Genomic DNA, 17,322 nt, shown 5'->3' on the forward strand with positions numbered 1-17,322 from the left:
CGCCAGGTCAGAATTCGGCGTGTCCAGGAGTCCGCGGGAAGGGAATCACATCGCGGATATTCTCCATTCCGGTGACGTACATCAGCAGCCGCTCGAAGCCGAGCCCGAAACCGGCGTGCGGGCAGCTGCCCCAGCGGCGGATATCCCGGTACCACCAGAGCGGCGCGGCATCCATCCCCAGCTCGGCCATGCGGGCATCGAGCCGGTCAAGCCGCTCCTCGCGCTGCGAACCGCCGACAATTTCCCCGACCCGCGGCACCAGCAGGTCCATGGCGGCCACAGTGCGATCATCGTCGTTCATCCGCATGTAGAAGGCCTTGATCTGCTTCGGGTAGTCGGTCACGAACAGCGGGCCGCCGACCACCTCTTCGGTCAGGAAGCGCTCATGCTCCGACTGCAGGTCGGCCCCCCACCGGACCGGAAATTCAAATGTCTTTCCCGACTTTTCCAGTTCCGCCACCGCCTCGCTGTAGCTCATGCGGGCGAACTCCGCCCGCGCCAGGGCTTCGAGCTTGGCGATCAGGCCCTTTTCGATCCGCTGATCGAAGAAATCAAGATCCTCTCGGCACTCCTCAAGCACCGCGGTCACCATCGCCCGCATGAAATCCTCGGCCAGGTCGCAGTTGCCGGCCAGGTCGCAGAACGCGATTTCCGGCTCGATCATCCAGAACTCGGCGGCATGACGGCTGGTGTTGGAATTCTCGGCGCGGAAGGTCGGGCCGAAGGTATAGACATTGGAGAAAGCGGTGGCGAACAGCTCGGCCTCCAGCTGTCCGGAAACGGTCAGTCCGGCCTGCTGACCGAAAAAGTCCCGGTGATAATCGACCCCCCTTTCCCCCTTCGGCGGTTTCTCCATTTCGAGGGTGGTGACCCGAAACAGCTCACCGGCTCCCTCGCAGTCGCTGGCGGTGATGATCGGCGTCTGCACGTAGAGAAAGCCGCGCTCCTGGAAGAAGCGGTGTACGGCATAGGCCAGGCGGCTGCGCACCCGGAAAACCGCGCCGAAGCTGTTGGTGCGGGGTCGAAGATGAGCAATGGAGCGCAGAAACTCGAAGCTGTGCCGCTTCTTCTGCAGTGGATAATCCTCGCCGCTGGGTCCGATCAGCTCAATGGCGGTGGCCTGTAGCTCCCACGGCTGCCCGGCCGCCGGCGATGCAACCAGGTTGCCATGGACGGCAACGGCCGCCCCGGTTCCCAGCCCGTCCGGAAGACCCTGAAGCAGCTCGGTCGCGGCGACCACCTGCAGCGCGGCAAAGCAGGAACCGTCGTTGACGGCGATGAAACTGACCTCCTTGCCGCGCCGGAGGGTACGCACCCAGCCGCGGATACAGAGATCGGGCTGGACTTCATTCCGCCGCAGCACCTCCGCGACGGAGCGGATCTTGCGGTTGTCGATGACAGCTGGCATGACCATCTCCTGTACCGGACAGGACTTCCGGTTGGAAAATCCTGCCGAATGTTTATTGTTATCAAACTTATTTCTTGGCGCTGCAGATTATCTCTGTTCAGCTCCCCGTGCTCAAGAAATTTTCCGCCCACAACCCTCATTCAGGTCTTGCAGAGTTCAAGGATACTACAGTAAAATCCGGTTTTCTGAAACCGGACTTGCCCTCGACAGCCAATGCACGCATCCCCACCGCCCGGACCGTGCGCGGCCCGGACCGGCCAGCAGTGAAGATTCCTTCCTGAACCAAAGCCAGTCCGCAAACAGGGAAACATCCGCCCGCCACCCGCGCGGCGACAAGGAACAGGCATGAAGAAACTGACGATCGATGAAACCTACTGCAAGGGCTGCGGCCTCTGCGTCGATGTCTGCCCGAAGGGGCTGCTCGCACTGTGCGAAGAGATCAACCGCCTCGGCTTCACACCGGCCACCATCAGCCCGGAAAACCTTGAAGCCTGCGTCAGCTGCGCGCTCTGCGCCCAGGTCTGTCCGGACGTGGCCATCCGCGTCGCCAGGGAGGTGAAAGAGAAATGAGTCAATCAACACCAGCACGCGTCTTCCTGAAAGGCAACGAAGCGGTCTGCTACGGCGCCATCGAGGCCGGCTGCCGCTACTATTTCGGCTACCCGATCACGCCGCAGAGCGAAATCCCGGCCCTGATGTCCAGCGAACTGCCGAAGCACGGCGGCCAGTTCCTGCAGGCCGAAAGCGAGGTCGCCTCGATCAACATGCTGCTCGGTGCCAGCGCCTGCGGCGCCCGGGCGATGACCTCGTCATCCAGCCCCGGCATCTCACTCAAGCAGGAGGGAATCTCCTACCTGGCGGGCAGTGAACTGCCCGGGCTGATCGTCAACATCTCCCGTTCCGGCCCCGGGCTCGGCGGCATCGACGCCTCCCAGGCCGATTATTTCCAGGCGGTCAAGGGCGGCGGTCACGGTGACTACCGGATGATCGTCCTGGCCCCCCATTCGGTGCAGGAGATGTACGACCTGACCATGCACGCCTTCGATCTCTCCGACCGCTACCGGATGCCGGCCATGCTGCTCGGCGACTCCCTGGTCGGCCAGATGAAAGAGGCAATCGAACTGCGCCCCCGACCTGAAGTCGAGCTGCCGGCCAAGGACTGGATCGTCACCGGCAAGGGCGAGCGCAGCGAACAGCGCATCGTCAAATCACTGTTTCTCGGCGACGGCGAACTAGAAGCCCACAACCGTCACCTGCAGGCCAAGGCCGAAGCCCTGCGGGCCAACGAGGTGATGGCCGAGGAGGTCGCCCTGGATGACGCCGAACTGGTCCTGGTTGCCTTCGGCGCGGCGGCGCGGATCGCCAAGACCGCGGTGCGGATGGCCCGGGAGACGGGACTCAAGGTCGGCATGCTGCGACCAATCACCCTCTTCCCCTTCCCCGAACGGCACCTGGCCCGTCTGGCGGAAACGGCGCGCCGCTTCCTCTGCATCGAACTGAATACCGGGCAGATGGTCGAGGATGTGCGCCTGGCGGTCAACGGCCGGCGTGAAGTCCATTTCTACGGCCGTCCACCGGGAACCGGCTCGCTGCCGACCCCCGAAGAACTGTACGAGCAGATCCGAGAAAGTTATTGAGGCCGATCATGACCATGCAAACCGTTTTCGAACGTCCGAAATCGCTGAAAGATGTCCCGAGCCACTTCTGCCCCGGCTGCCATCACGGCCTTATTCACCGCCTGGTCGCCCAGAACCTCGACCGCCTCGGGCTGCAGCAGCAGACCATCGGCGTCGCCTCGGTCGGCTGCAGCGTCTTTCTCTATGCCTACCTGGATGTCGATGTCATCGAGTCACCGCACGGCCGCGCCCCGGCCGTCGCCACCGGCGCCAAGCGGGTGCAGAGCGACAAATTTGTCTTCACCTACCAGGGGGACGGCGACCTGGCGGCGATCGGCACCAGCGAGATCATCCATGCCGCCAACCGCGGCGAAGCCTTCAGCGTGCTGTTCGTCAACAACACCACTTACGGCATGACCGGCGGGCAGATGGCCCCGACCACCCTGCTCGGCCAGGAGTCAGCCACCTCTCCGGGCGGCCGCAGCGCCGAACGGGACGGTCACCCGATCCGCATGGCCGAGCTGCTCGCCCAGCTGGACGGGGTCGCCTATTCGACCCGGGTGGCGGTCGACAACCCGCAGCATGTCCGCCAGGCCGACAAGGCGATTGAAAAGGCCTTCCGCCTGCAGCGTGACGAGGGCAGATTCGCTTTCGTCGAGATCCTGTCGACCTGCCCGACCAACTGGGGGATGGACCCGCGGCAGGCCAACGCCCGGGTCGCCGAGGAGATGATCCCCTGTTTCCCGCTGGGCACCTTCAAGGACACCCAGAGCCAGGAGGGCAACCAATGACCTACGATGTTTTCATGGCCGGCTTCGGCGGCCAGGGGGTGCTGATGATGGGCGACCTGCTGGCGCGGGCGGCAATCTTCGAAGGGAAGAATGTCTCCTACTATCCCTCCTACGGGGTGGAGAAACGGGGCGGAGCGGCAACCTGCACGGTCGTGATCTCCGACCAGGAGGTCGGTTCACCGGTGATCGGCCAACCGGGCGCGGCGATCATCCTCAACCAGCTTTCCTGCGACAAGTACCTGGAGAAGGTCCGCCCCGGCGGATTCTGCCTGCTCAACAGCTCCCTGATCGAGCTGCCGGCCAATCCACGCGATGATATCAACCTGCTCTCCGCCCCGCTGACCGAAATCGCCCGGGAAACCGGCGGCGACCGGCTGCTCAACATGGTCTCCCTCGGCGCCTACGTCACCGCCACCGGCGCGGTCGACGCCGCCAGCCTGGAGAAGGCTCTGGAACAGGCACTGCCGAAACGCAATCACCGCTTCATCCCGATGAATATCGAGGCGATCAAGCGCGGCGCGGCGCTGGTGGAGAAATAGATCTGCCGCCAGCCAGGAAGATCAAAAGCAAAAACAGCTTGAGATTGAACCCAAATCAAAACGGCCATTCCCGCAAGGGGATGGCCGTTGTTGTCTTCATGTCGAGATTGAAGGCTGAACATAACGCCACTGACGGGTGTTGTCGGCCGACCCCTCACCCCCAAAACCGGCGGGAGCGCCCGCCATGCGCCTCACTTTTCTTGCTTGCCCAAGAAAAGTAAGCAAAAGAAGGGCACCCGACGAAGCCACCCTGCGGGTTCCTTCACTCCGGAGCCGCCCGGCGGGAGGCATGAAAACTCGGCTGACGCCTCAGACATTCATGCCTCTATTTCCTCCGGCCGTCCCCTCCGTTCAGTGGCTTCCACGGGGGAAGGGAACGGCAAGATCGAAAAAAAACCAGCACTACCGCCACAAGGTGGTCGAGACGTGTGTAGATGCAAGGCGTCTCGCAACTGAAGGAGTGAGGTGTAGCGGCAGCTACTCCGCAGCGACTGAAGGTGCGAGCAACGCAGCAGGCGGATGCTTATCGGCTGCCTTGCTCCCTCGTTTTGTGGAAGATGATCTCTGGCCATTGCTCCTGCACATACCCCAGCCGCCACTCGCTCGAGGCCAGGTAGGCGAGGTTGCCCTCGGCGTCATGCGCCAGGTTGGCCTGATTCTTCTTCTGGAATTCCTCCAGCTTCTTCGCGTCCTCGCAGTCGATCCAGCGGGCGGTGGCGAAGTCGATCCCCTCGTAGACGGCGTCGACCCCGTACTCGTTCTTCAGCCGTTCCATGGTGACGTCGAACTGCAGCACCCCGACCGCGCCGAGAATCCAGTCGGCACCAAGCAGCGGCCGGAAGACCTGCACCGCCCCCTCCTCGGCGAGCTGGGTCAGCCCCTTGTCGAGCTGCTTGACTTTGAGCGGGTTCTTCAGCCGCACCCGGCGGAAATGCTCCGGGGCGAAGCTGGGGATGCCGGTGAACTTGAGCGGCTCCTTGCTGCTGAAAGTGTCGCCGACCTTGATGGTGCCGTGGTTGTGCAGGCCGATGATATCGCCCGGATAAGCTTCCTCGATGTGGGCACGGTCCTGGGCCATGAAGATGATGGCGTTGTTCAGCGCCACCTCCTTGCCGATGCGGTGGTGACGGACCTTCATCCCCCGCTCGAACTTGCCGGAGCAAATGCGCAGAAAGGCGATCCGGTCGCGGTGCGCCGGGTCCATGTTCGCCTGAATCTTGAAGACAAAGCCGGAGAACTGCTCCTCGTCCGGGTGCACCTCGCGGGTTTCGGTCATCCGCGGCCCCGGCGCCGGGGCCAGCTCGACAAAGGCGTCGAGCAGTTCCCGCACCCCGAAGTTGTTGACCGCGCTGCCGAAGAAGACCGGGGTCTGGCTGGCCTTGAGAAAATCCTCCAGGTCGAAGGGATTGGCCGCCCCTTCAAGCAGCTCGACATCCCCGCGCAGCTCGTCGGCCTGGTCGCCGAGCAGCTCGTCGAGCCGGGCATCGGCCAGGTCCTCGATGGTGATCAACTCCTGATTGCGGGTCTCGGTGCCGGGGGTGAACAGGTTGAGCTGTTTGCGGTAGAGGCTGTAGACCCCCTTGAAGCGCTTGCCCATGCCGATCGGCCAGGCCAGCGGCGCGCATTCGATCTGCAGTTTCTCCTCGATGTCGGCCAGCAGGTCGAGGGGATCCATCCCCTCGCGGTCAAGCTTGTTGATGAAGGTGATCACCGGGGTGTTGCGCATCCGGCAGATCTCCATCAGCTTCTCGGTCTGCGCCTCGACCCCCTTGGCCGAGTCGATCACCATCAGCGCCGCATCGACAGCGGTCAGCACCCGGTAGGTATCCTCGGAAAAGTCCTGGTGGCCCGGGGTGTCGAGCAGGTTGATCTCGAAGTCGCGGTGATTGAACTTCATCACCGAGGTGGTCACCGAGATACCACGCTCCTGCTCCATCTTCATCCAGTCGCTGGTGGCGTGGCGGGCCGCCTTGCGCGCCTTGACCGCGCCGGCGAGATTGATGGCGCCGCCGAACAGCAGCAATTTTTCGGTCAGGGTGGTCTTGCCGGCATCCGGGTGGCTGATGATGCCGAAGGTCCGCCGCCGGGCGATTTCTTCTTGGAGTCGTTTGCTCACGAGTCAATCCTTGGGTTCAACTGCCGGAGCGGCCGCGCCGCGCCGAATGACAAAAAAAACCGGGCCGAAAACGGCCCGAGGAAAGCTGGATTCTAGCCCGGAACGGGGACCAGGGTCAATCCCCGCCCCTCTCCGTGGGCACAACCGGCAGGGTGAAAGAGACCCGGGTGCCGACGCCCTCTTCGCTTTCGAGCCAGATATGGCCTCCATGGGCGTCGACGATGATCTTCGCCACACTCATCCCGAGGCCGGTTCCGGCAACCGCGGTGGTCGAGGTATCGGCACGGTAAAACCGTTCGAAAACGTGGATCGCCTGTTCTTCACTCATGCCGATGCCCTGGTCGCTGACGGTCACCTGCAGGTTGTCGTCGACCTGCCGGGCGGTAATGGTGATTTCCCCACCGTCGGGCGAATACTTGACCGCGTTACCGAGCAGGTTGGCCATCAACTGCTCGAACCTGAGCCGGTCGGCATGAAGTTCAATGTCTTCCGGTGCGACATCCAGCCGTAGCTTATGACTGCCGGAAAGTCGGGTTGTCCGGCGAACCTGGTCGAGGGCGGCGGACAGGGCGAATGTTTCTTTTTTCAGCGACAGCATCTGCCCGGCCTCGATACGGCTGACGTCGAGCAGGTCATCGACCATCCGCGCCAGGGCCTGGGCCTTGTCGTAGATATAGTTGACGAATTCCCGACGCTGTTCCGGCTGAAATTCCTCCAGCGGATGCGTGACCAGCAGTTCGGTGTAACCCATGATGGTGGTGATGGGCGTATGCAGTTCATGGGCGGCCATGGCCAGAAATTCACTTTTCATCCGGTCGAGAGCGCGCTCACGGGAGACATCCTGCATCAGCACGATCTGCCCGCTGATCTCACCGGACTGGCTCAACAGCGGCGAACAGCGACCCTGGTAAACACGTTCCGGCCGGTCAGGATTGCCGGTCTCCCTGCTGAAGTCGAAATGCCCCGGTTGATCCGGGTCCGCCAGAGCCTCCTGGAACAATTGTTCAAGCCCCGATCCCGCCAGGGCTTCTGCCAGCGGGCGCTCGGCAACAGCGGAAAAAGAGATGCCCAGGGCGGTTTCCGCGGCCGCGTTCATCAGCACCACCCGTTGCTGCTGATCGACAACCAGCAGCCCGTCGGCAACCGAATTGAGGATGCCGTTGATTTTCTCCCGGCCGGCCTCGGTCTCGGCCAGCGCAGCCTTGAGAGCGGCCTGGGCGAGGGTCCGTTCGGCGATTTCGGCTGTCAGCTGCTGGTTGGCCAGCAACAGCTGCCCGGTCCGTTTCTGTATCCGTTCTTCAAGGGCCTCGTTGTTCGACTGCAGGTCGATTTCGGCCTGTTCCCGCTGCAGCCAGAATTTTTTCGCCTTGTAAAGCAGCAACAAAACAACCAGCAGCATGCCGCCGCAGAGCCCCAGCAACAACAGGGTTGAGCGGCGGGTCAACTGATCGATACGCTGCTGGTTCCGGGTGACGTTGTAATAGACCTCCAGCGCCCCTCCGAACCCCCGGCTGTTCATCACCGGGACATAGGTTTCAACCACGTCCACCGGCAGATGTTTGCCTTCAGCGGTTTCCCGGTCTCGGCTGACAACCTTGGAGTAGACCCGGCCGCGGGCGACGATCTGGTGAAAATAAGGGCTGCTGTTGATGGTGCCGACTTCCCCGGGGACGGTAGAGAAAATAATCTCTCCCCGCGGCGAGAAGACCCGCAGCTTGACCAGCAGGGAATCCTGCATCAGCAGGCGCGCCTCACGGGTAAAGGTCGGGGCAATCTGCTCCCGGTTGAGGCTGAGGTCTTCCAGCTTCAGGGTACGAACCAGGTAGTTGACGAACCGCACCGCATCATCCTCGGTCTCCTGAGTAAGCAGGTTGCGGTAGGTCGGATAGATATAGAAGAGATCGTAGAGTGGCAGGACCGTCACCAGGACCAGTGACAACAGCAGCATGTTACGCAAAAAGGTGATACGCAGCATAATCCCTCTCCCGAAAGCGATCCCATGCCCGCAAAATGACAACCTGAATCAGTGAGTCCCTGTTGGATGGAGAGTGCAAGTGCTTGGTCTGAATGAGATTTCCAAAAATCTGAAGCGCACCCATAGGTTCGCTGGTGATTTTTGGGAAGCTCAGGCAGAGCAATGACTTGTGCCGGCCACCGACAAGGGGCTCACTGATTCAGGGATAACTCACATGAACTATCCTGACAGCTGGAAAGGGACTTTGCAACCGGGCAATTTATGGCATACTCCTGAATCAGTGGGTTCATGGTGGATTTGGGCTTGTGCTGTTCGCCAGCAATGAATTCACTGATTCAGGATACTGACGATTCGGATATTTTATTTTCCCCTGGAGTCTCCATGCTGACACAGCGCGCCAGCGGCCTGCTGCTCCACCCGTCTTCCCTCGCCGGCCCCTTCGGCATCGGCGATATGGGCCCTGCCGCCCGGCAATTTGTCGATTTTCTCGTCCGAGCCGGGCAGAGCTGCTGGCAGACCCTGCCGCTCGGCCCAACCGGTTACGGCGACTCGCCCTACAGCGCCCTCTCGGCTTTTGCCGGCAATCCGCTGCTGATCTCTCCGGAGCTGCTGGCAGCCGTCGGCGACCTGGAACCGGCCGATCTCGATCCCTGGCGAAAAAAGGGGGAACGAACCGATTTCAGCTGGGCCGAAAACTGCCGCAGGCCGTTGCTCGAAAAAGCCGAACACACCTTCTTCCGCTCCGCCACGACGGAACGGCGGCGGCAATTTGAAGATTTCTGTCGCGGGCAGGCCTTCTGGCTGGATGATTACGCCCTGTTCCGGGTTCTACGTGAACAATTTGACCGACAATGCTGGAACAACTGGCCGCCGGAGCTGCGAGATCGGGACGAGGCCACTCTCGGCGAATTGCGACACAGGCTGCGCGCCCGGATTCGACAACAATACTACCAGCAGTTTATCTTCTTCGAGCAGTGGCAGGGGCTGAAAAACTACGCCAACAGCCGCGGCGTCAGCATCTTCGGCGACATGCCGATTTTCGTTGCCCAGGATTCCAGTGACACCTGGGGACATCGTCAGCTTTTCCGCCTGGATGCTCACGGCAACCCGCCGCTGGTCGCCGGAGTCCCTCCCGATTATTTCAGCCGAACCGGACAACGCTGGGGCAACCCACTCTTCAACTGGGAAAAACTGGCCGAGCAGGATTATGCCTGGTGGCGACAGCGCATGGCTCGCAACCTGGAGCTGTTCGACCTGCTGCGGATTGATCATTTTCGCGGTTTTTCCGCCTGCTGGGGAATACCCGCCGAAGCCTCAACCGCGCTCGCCGGAAGCTGGCAACCCGGCCCCGGGGATCGCCTGTTTGAAGCCCTGCGGCAGGATCTCGGACATCTGCCGCTGGTCGCCGAGGATCTCGGCGTCATCACCCCGGAGGTTGCGGCCCTGCGTGACCGCTGGCAACTTCCGGGCATGAAAATCCTTCAGTTCGCCTTTGATTCGGATGACGACAACCCCTACCTGCCCCGCAACCACCCCGCCAACGCCGTGGTCTACACCGGAACCCATGACAACAACACCACCCTCGGCTGGTGGCGGGAACTCGACCGGACAGCCCGCCGACGGGTACGGGATCTTCTCGGTGAACCCTGCCGACAGATGCCGCAGGACCTGATCCGCAGCGCCCTGCAAAGCCCCGCGCGGCTGGCCGTCATCCCGCTTCAGGATCTGCTCGGGCTGCCGGCCGACGACCGCATGAACCGTCCCGGTCGGCCGGACGGGAATTGGACCTGGCGAATGGCGGAAAATGTCCTGACTGTTGAACTGGCGGACTGGCTGCGGGAAGAATGTCGGCGCTGCCGGCGAACCGCTGCGTGAACTGCCCATAAAAACGGATCTTCTTGTCTGGCAGACACCGCCTGTGCTACATTGCCACGCGGTGTCGAATCGATTTCGCTCGGGAAACCCAAAAACTGGAGGTTTGATTGTGAACAAACACCTGATGTTGCTTCTTGCCGGAACTGTCGCTCTGCTGCTGGCAACCGGTTGTAAAAACGAATCCCCCGCCCCCGAACAGAGTGCCGCCAAACCTGCCGCAGAAACCCCGGCAACGGCGCCTGCGCCTGCCGCAGAACCTGCCGCTGTCTCCCAGCAGGCCGGATGGACCGGCAAGGTGCTGGAAACCATGGATGCCGCAGGCTATACCTATGTTCAGGTCGACACCGGCAGTGAAAAAATCTGGGCGGCGGCGCCCAAATTCAGTGCCAAAGTCGGCGACGCGGTGGTAGTTCCCAAGGGCATGGCGATGAAAAACTACCACAGCAAAACCCTCGACCGAGATTTTCCGGTTGTCTATTTTGTCGACGCGATCATGGTCGGCGGTGCTGACCAGCCCCTCAGCGAAACCCCGGCCGCTGCACCGGCCGGCACCCAGCAGAAACATCCTGATGTCACCTCATCAGCCCCGGCGGATGTTGACTTCTCCGGCATCAAGCCGCCGGAAGGCGGCAAAACGATCGCCGAGCTTTTCGCTGACACTGAATCCCTGGCCGGCAAACCGATCACCGTTCGCGGCAAAGTGGTCAAATACAATGCCAACATCATGGGCAAGAACTGGCTGCACCTGCAGGATGGAACCGGTGCCGAGGGCACCAATGACCTGACCGTCACCAGTGCCGACACCGCCAAGGTCGGCGATACTGTTGTCGTCACCGGCAAACTGGTTACCGACAAGGATTTCGGCTACGGCTACAAGTACTCGGTCATCATCGAGGATGCCAAGGTTGTCGTTGAATAGACGAGACACGAAAACAGAGCAGCAACAAAGCCCCCGGAACAAGCTCCGGGGGCTTTGTTGTCCGTGCGATTCAGGGTAGACTCTCGTCATGGGAAACGTCCTTCTCAACCTGAGTTGGTTCTATCTGCTGCTGCTCATCCAACGTGGTGCCGAACTCCTGCTCTGTGCCCGCAACCGCCGCCGGCTGCAGGCCCGCGGTGGCCGCGAATACGCCCCCCGCAGCTACCGTGGCATGGTGGCCCTCTACCTCGGCTTTCATCTGCTGCTGCTGATCGAAGCCTATCCCTTCCGGGTACCGGCGGACCTGCTGACCTGGAGCCTGCTGACCAGCTACGGCCTGGTTCAACTCCTGCGCTACTGGACCATCGGCGTTCTCGGCGACTTCTGGAATACCCGCATTGTCGTCATCCCCGGCTCCCGGCTGGTCCGGACCGGTCCCTTCCGCTGGCTTCGCCATCCCAACTACCTCGTCATGACGCTCGAATTCGCCATCATTCCCCTGCTGTTGCGTGCCCCGACCACCCTATTGCTGTTCATTCCCCTGCTGCTGGTGACGCTGCGACGACGTATCGCCCTGGAAGAGGAGGCGCTGAGCCGCTGGACCGACTTCACCACCCGCAACCGGGATGGGAAGGCGGACTGAACCCCGGCCGTCTTCATCAATTGACTTCCCACCCCAACCTCCCTAGAATGAGGAAATTGCAATCTCATGCCGGGCGAAAAACCCGGACGGGAGGGGGACCCCGCTCAAACTGAACTGTCCCATTCCGGCAGGGGTTATTTTCTCCCCGCCGGCTTGACGGAACCATCATCGCGATTCCCCACGCATATCCCATGAAGGGTCCGGTTCTCTCAACCGGATCTGCTTCCGGTTCCAACCGGTTTTGCTATCGAAAAGGAGGTCTCATGACTGACCGCAGGTCGCATCGGCACCGGCCCGGAGTTCTGCTGCTCGGCATGCTGCTGACCGCGCTGACAAGCATACCGGCGCGGGCCGCTGACCACCCCGACCTCACCAGCCTCAACCTCGAAGAACTGCTCAACGTCGAAGTCACCTCGGCCGCCCGCCGACCGCAGGGCATCTATGACACCGCCGCGGCAATCTATGTCATCAGCCAGGAGGACATCCGCCGCTCGGGAGCGACGTCCCTGCCGGAGATCCTGCGGATGGTCCCGGGAATCCAGGTGGCCCGCATCAACAGCAGTGTCTGGGCGGTTTCGGCCCGTGGGCTGAATGACCGTTTCGCCAACAAGCTGCTGGTCATGCAGGATGGCCGAACACTCTACAACCGCATTTTTTCCGGTGTCTACTGGGATGCCCAGGACACCGTGCTGGAAGATATCGAGCGCATCGAAGTCATTCGCGGTCCCGGCGCGGCCATCTGGGGTGCCAACGCGGTCAACGGTGTCATCAACATCATCACCAAGTCCGCCGCCGCGACCCGGGGAAACCTGCTCAGCCTGACCCTCGGCAACGAGAACCGCGTCATCGTCGAAGCCCGCCAGGGAGTCGCGCTGAACGAGAACGCTGATCTTCGCGTCTACGCCAAAGGTTTTGAACGTGATTCCGGCAGCGACGCCAGGGGGAACGACAATTCAGACGACTGGCGCGCCCTGCGCGGCGGCTTTCGTTTTGACCGTGAACAGGCAGGGCGGAACCACCTGACCCTGCAGGGAGATATCTACCGTGGAAGCGTGGGGGAAACCTTCACCCTGGCGACCTTGTCGCCGCCCTTCTCGACAACCCTGACCGATGACACCGACATCTTCGGCGGCAACCTGCTCGGCCGTTGGAAAGAAATCTTTTCCGCGACCTCGGACCTCTCGCTGCAGGTTTTCTACGACCGGGCCCACAACTGGGATATCGCCAGCGGCCAGGACCAGCAGACCTTCGACATCGATTTTCAACATCGTTTCGCACCGACCGAGAGGCAGCTTGTCGGCTGGGGACTGGGCTACCGTCATATCTGGGATCACACCAAGCAGGGACCGGTCATCAGCTTCACCCCGCAGGATGAAAAAAACGACCTGTTCACCGCCTTCATCAATGACCAGATCGAACTGGTCCCCGACCATCTCAGACTGATTGCCGGCACCCAGATCGAACACAGCGATTACAGCGGATTCGAGATCCAGCCGACCCTGCGTCTGCTCTGGACCCCACGCCCCTTCTATACCATCTGGGGTGCCATTTCCCGCTCGGTACGGACCCCAAGCCGCGCCGAAACCGGTATCGACCTGCGGCAGAATGTCGTTCCGGTCGCCCTGTTGCCGCCACCACTGAACGGCCTGCCGGCGCCGTCACTGGGTCAGTTCTCACTGATCGGCAATGACAATTTCGATTCCACCACCGCCTGGACCTACGAACTCGGTCTGCGCTGCCAACCGGCGGCGGCCACCTACCTGGAACTCGTGCTCTTCCACACCAGCTACGAAGGTCTGGCCAGTGTTGATCTCGGCACACCGGTCAACGAAGGCGCCAACTGGCTGCTGCCCATGGTGGGCAACAACCGTCTTGATGCCGACAGTTACGGAATCGAACTCGCCGCCGACTGGATGCCGCGCCGCTGGTGGAAACTGCAATCCGCCTACACCTACCTGAACGTCACCCAGAGTCTGAAGGCGGGCGCGGTCTTCACCGGGTTCAAACAGCGGGCCGACAACAGTCCGCATCATCAGCTCTCGCTGCGGTCGAGCATCGACTTCGCCCGCAACTGGGAATGGGATGCCGGCCTGCGGCTGGTTGACAATCTCCCCGGCAGCAACGTCAGCGGCTATCTCGGCATCGACACACGATTGGCCTGGAAACCCCGGCCGGGATGGCAACTGGAACTGGTCGGGCAGAATCTGAACGACCCGCACCACCCGGAATTTGTTTCCGAAGTCCTCAATTCGACCGCCATTGAAGTGGATCGCAGCCTGTTTCTCAGGGGCACCTGGACTTTCTGAGGGGGAGACAATCCGCATGCGCCGCCGCCCTGCCATCATCGTCCTGCTGTTCTGCCTCCTCCTGGGATTCGGGGGAAGCGCGGCCGCGCAATACACAACCATCCAGGTCAAGACGGCCTTCCTCTTCAATTTCGCCAAGTTCACCAGCTGGCCCACGCAACACTCTCCACAACAGACGGGCGAACTGATCGTCGGCATCATGGGCCGCGATCCGTTCGGACCGGCCCTGCAGCCCTTCCGCGATTACCGGATTCATGGCCGGCCGGTCCGCATCCGGGACGTTTCAACCCTGGCCGAAGCGCGCGGCTGTCACATCCTTTTCATCGCCGACTCCGAATCCCCCCGGCTGCGGCAGATCCTGCAACAGTTACCGCAATCCGGCTTACTGACCGTCAGCGACATTCCCGGATTCGCCGCCCGCGGCGGCATGATCGAACTGCTGAAAATTGATCAACGCATCCGCTTCATCATCAACCTCGACGCCAGCCGCAAGGCCGGCCTCACCCTCAGCGCCCACCTGCTCAAACTGGCAAGAAATGTGATCTCCGCCCGGGGGCAAGAGCCATGATCGATCAACAAAAAAGCCGATTTCGCCGCAAACTGGTCGCCACCATCATGCTGACCTGTGCTCTCGCCCTGGCCCTGGCGGCGACGGCCTTCACCACTATGGATCTGCTCGGACGGCGGCAGGCGATGTTTGACAAGCTGCAGTTGCTGGCCGAAATGCTGGCCGTCAACAGCAGTGCCCCCCTGGTTTTCCAGGACGCCGCCGCCGCCGAGGACAACCTGGCCCCGCTGCAGGTCGAACCAACGATTCTGGCAGCCGCCATTTACGACAACCAGGGCAGGTTGTTCGCCAGCTTCCATCCCCAAAACGAACGACCGGTCAAGGTCCCGGAAATCATCACCCGCCGCGGGCGGAATCAACAACTCCTCCAGGCCTCCGCCAACGGCATGCGGCTGGAACTCTATCAGCCGGTCAAACTGGACGACGCGGTGGTCGGCACCATTTATCTGCAGGCCGACCTGGCCCCTCTCAATGCCGGTGTCATCTGGATCCTGCTGACCGGCCTGCTGGTGATGCTGGTCTGCCTGCTGGTTGCTTATGTCCTCTCCAACCGGCTGCAGGGTCGGCTCTCCCGCCCGCTGCTGGCACTGGTCAACACCATGAAAGAAATCAGCGACCAGCGGGACTACACCCGACGGGCCGAGATCGACAGTGATGATGAATTCTCCGAACTGGTCGACTGTTTCAACCGGATGCTGGTCCAGATTGAGGAACAGGACCGGCGACTGGCCGCCCACCGCGACGCCCTCGAGGACGAGGTCATGGATCGCACCGAAGACCTGCACCGAACCAACCGACGGCTGGAGAAAAGCATTCTTGAACTGCAGAAGGCGAAACAGGAAGCGGAAGTGGCCAACCGCGCCAAGAGCCAGTTCCTGGCCAACATGAGTCACGAGATCCGCACCCCGATGGTCGGCATTCTCGGCATGAACGAATTGCTCACCGAAAGCGGGCTCAATCCCCAGCAGAGATCGATGGCCGAGGCGATCAACGCATCCGGTGAGGCACTTTTGAAAATCCTCGAAGAACTGCTCGATTTTTCCCGCATCGAGGCGGGCAAAATGACCCTCAAACAGGAACCCTTCAACCTCCGCCAGGTCCTCGAAGACGCCTGCTTCCTGCTCGGAGAGAAAGCCCATAAAAAGGGTCTCGACCTGGCCTGCCAGATTGACAACGATATCGAAACGAAACTGATCGGAGATGCCGGCCGCATCCGCCAGGTGGTCCTCAACCTGGTCGGCAATGCCATCAAATTCACCGGCGAAGGGGACGTGGTGCTGCGCGCCGAACGCGAGAAGGTCAGCGGCAACCGGATCTGGATCAAACTGCAGATCGCCGACACCGGCATCGGCATGGACAGCAACGAACAACAGACCATTTTCGACCCCTTCATCCAGGTCGACAATTCCAATACCCGGCAGTACGGCGGCACCGGCCTTGGACTGGCCATTGTCCGCCAGCTGGTCAGCATGATGGGAGGAGAAATCGGCCTGCGCAGCGCCAGGGGAGAAGGAACCGTCTTCACCCTGCGCCTGCCGCTGGAAAAGCCGTTTGATGAGGATCCCGGCCCTCATCCTTCCCGGCGGCATTTTACCGGTCAGCGTGCCCTGGTTGTCGAAGCGCACCCGGCGAGCAGACAGGCTCTGGCCGACCAGTTGACCCTGGTCGGCATCCAAGTTGAACTCGCCGACAGCGGCAACGAGGTCCTGCCCCGACTGCGACACGCCGCCGAGCGGGATCCGTTTCAGCTGGTGCTGCTCTCGGTTGATCTACCGGATATGAACGGCCTTGACCTGGCCGAGAGCATCAAGCAACGGCCGGAACTGGCGGCAACCCGAATTATCCTGGTCTCCGGCAAGGAGCCCCGGATCGAAGGCTCCGGTGGAGCCGTCTTCAACACCCAGTTACGCAAGCCGGTCCGCTTCAGCCAACTGCAGGCTGTCCTGAGCGCCGTTCTGCCCGAGGAGGGACTTGTCGTGAAACAGCCCGCTTCTTTTACCGGCGGCGGCGTTCCGCCCCAATACCAGGCTCGGGTGCTGCTGGTCGAAGACAACCTGCAGACCCAGAACCTGGTCAAGATGATGCTCGAAGCTTTCGGCTGCCTGGTTGATGTCGCCCAGAACGGCCGCGACGCCCTGACCATGACCGAAGCCATCGACTACCAGCTGGTCTTCATGGACTGCCAGATGCCGCTGATGGACGGGTATGAAACCACCCGCCGCCTTCGTGCCGAAGGCTATCGACAGCCGATCATCGCCCTGACCGCCAAGGCCCTGCAGGGTGACGCCGAACAGTGTCTTGAAGCCGGGATGGACGATTATCTCAGCAAACCCTTCAAACAGCAGCAGCTGATCGATATCTTTGAAAAGTGGCTGGATTCACAGGGAAGCTGAAACGAAAATCGAAACCGGGCGTTTTCCCCCCGTCCTGCACCGACGGCTTCAGGGCGAGGGATTTTTCGTCAAATCAAGGCGCGGCCAGATGAGCGCGGAGACATAGCGGAAGCTATGTCGCACAAGCGAAGAGGAACGCAACGCAGAGTTGGCGGAAAAGCACCGCCCCCCGT

Annotated in this window: 14 protein-coding genes; 11 read left to right on the plus strand and 3 right to left on the minus strand. The window is 61.6% G+C overall.

Going from position 1 to position 17,322, the window contains the following annotated elements:
- Window positions 1-7: 7 nt before the first annotated feature.
- Window positions 8-1,408, minus strand: coding sequence for an asparagine--tRNA ligase (gene asnS / locus C2E25_RS02135; protein WP_103114148.1), 1,401 nt, complete (start codon window positions 1,406-1,408; stop codon window positions 8-10).
- On the opposite strand from asnS, the gene C2E25_RS17765 reads away from it, so the two are divergent.
- From C2E25_RS17765 to C2E25_RS02155, 5 genes are read left to right on the plus strand one after another with little or no spacing between them, the layout of a single operon-like run.
- Window positions 1,407-1,757, plus strand: coding sequence for a hypothetical protein (locus C2E25_RS17765; protein WP_233189302.1), 351 nt, complete (start codon window positions 1,407-1,409; stop codon window positions 1,755-1,757). The genes asnS and C2E25_RS17765 overlap by 2 nt on opposite strands.
- Window positions 1,754-1,978: a 4Fe-4S binding protein gene (locus C2E25_RS02140; protein WP_103114149.1), complete on the plus strand. Its 225-nt coding sequence runs from the start codon at window positions 1,754-1,756 to the stop codon at window positions 1,976-1,978. Before C2E25_RS17765 ends, C2E25_RS02140 begins: the two co-directional genes overlap by 4 nt.
- Window positions 1,975-3,045: a 3-methyl-2-oxobutanoate dehydrogenase subunit VorB gene (locus tag C2E25_RS02145; protein ID WP_103114150.1), complete on the plus strand. Its 1,071-nt coding sequence runs from the start codon at window positions 1,975-1,977 to the stop codon at window positions 3,043-3,045. Before C2E25_RS02140 ends, C2E25_RS02145 begins: the two co-directional genes overlap by 4 nt.
- Window positions 3,046-3,059: 14 nt before the next feature.
- A complete protein-coding gene (locus C2E25_RS02150; protein ID WP_103114241.1) occupies window positions 3,060-3,815 on the plus strand; it encodes a thiamine pyrophosphate-dependent enzyme in 756 nt (251 codons plus the stop codon).
- On the plus strand, window positions 3,812-4,354 hold the full coding sequence (locus C2E25_RS02155) for a 2-oxoacid:acceptor oxidoreductase family protein (RefSeq protein ID WP_103114151.1): 543 nt from the start codon (window positions 3,812-3,814) through the stop codon (window positions 4,352-4,354). Before C2E25_RS02150 ends, C2E25_RS02155 begins: the two co-directional genes overlap by 4 nt.
- 523 nt (window positions 4,355-4,877) lie before the next feature.
- Here the strand turns inward: C2E25_RS02155 and C2E25_RS02160 are convergent.
- Window positions 4,878-6,470 (minus strand): peptide chain release factor 3, encoded by a 1,593-nt coding sequence (locus C2E25_RS02160; protein WP_103114152.1) that lies wholly within the window; start codon window positions 6,468-6,470, stop codon window positions 4,878-4,880.
- Between the two features lie 115 nt (window positions 6,471-6,585).
- Complete coding sequence (locus tag C2E25_RS02165; protein WP_103114153.1) at window positions 6,586-8,445, minus strand: sensor histidine kinase; 1,860 nt, start codon at window positions 8,443-8,445, stop codon at window positions 6,586-6,588.
- A gap of 321 nt (window positions 8,446-8,766) precedes the next feature.
- On the opposite strand from C2E25_RS02165, the gene malQ reads away from it, so the two are divergent.
- From malQ to C2E25_RS02195, 6 genes are all read left to right on the plus strand, one after another.
- Window positions 8,767-10,320 carry a 4-alpha-glucanotransferase gene (gene malQ / locus C2E25_RS02170; protein ID WP_103114154.1) on the plus strand — a complete coding sequence of 518 codons (1,554 nt, stop codon included), beginning with the start codon at window positions 8,767-8,769 and terminating at the stop codon, window positions 10,318-10,320.
- A gap of 109 nt (window positions 10,321-10,429) precedes the next feature.
- A complete protein-coding gene (locus C2E25_RS02175) occupies window positions 10,430-11,239 on the plus strand; it encodes an OB-fold nucleic acid binding domain-containing protein (RefSeq protein WP_103114155.1) in 810 nt (269 codons plus the stop codon).
- An 88-nt stretch (window positions 11,240-11,327) separates the two neighbouring features.
- On the plus strand, window positions 11,328-11,882 hold the full coding sequence (locus C2E25_RS02180; protein WP_103114156.1) for an isoprenylcysteine carboxylmethyltransferase family protein: 555 nt from the start codon (window positions 11,328-11,330) through the stop codon (window positions 11,880-11,882).
- Window positions 11,883-12,145: 263 nt separating this feature from the next.
- Window positions 12,146-14,188: a TonB-dependent receptor plug domain-containing protein gene (locus tag C2E25_RS02185; protein ID WP_158247090.1), complete on the plus strand. Its 2,043-nt coding sequence runs from the start codon at window positions 12,146-12,148 to the stop codon at window positions 14,186-14,188.
- Between the two features lie 16 nt (window positions 14,189-14,204).
- On the plus strand, window positions 14,205-14,756 hold the full coding sequence (locus tag C2E25_RS02190; RefSeq protein ID WP_103114158.1) for a YfiR family protein: 552 nt from the start codon (window positions 14,205-14,207) through the stop codon (window positions 14,754-14,756).
- A complete protein-coding gene (locus C2E25_RS02195; protein ID WP_103114159.1) occupies window positions 14,753-17,149 on the plus strand; it encodes a response regulator in 2,397 nt (798 codons plus the stop codon). The genes C2E25_RS02190 and C2E25_RS02195 overlap by 4 nt, the downstream gene beginning before the upstream one ends.
- Window positions 17,150-17,322 lie beyond the last annotated feature (173 nt).

Source organism: Geothermobacter hydrogeniphilus, from assembly GCF_002898515.1.
Lineage (GTDB): Bacteria > Desulfobacterota > Desulfuromonadia > Desulfuromonadales > Geothermobacteraceae > Geothermobacter_A.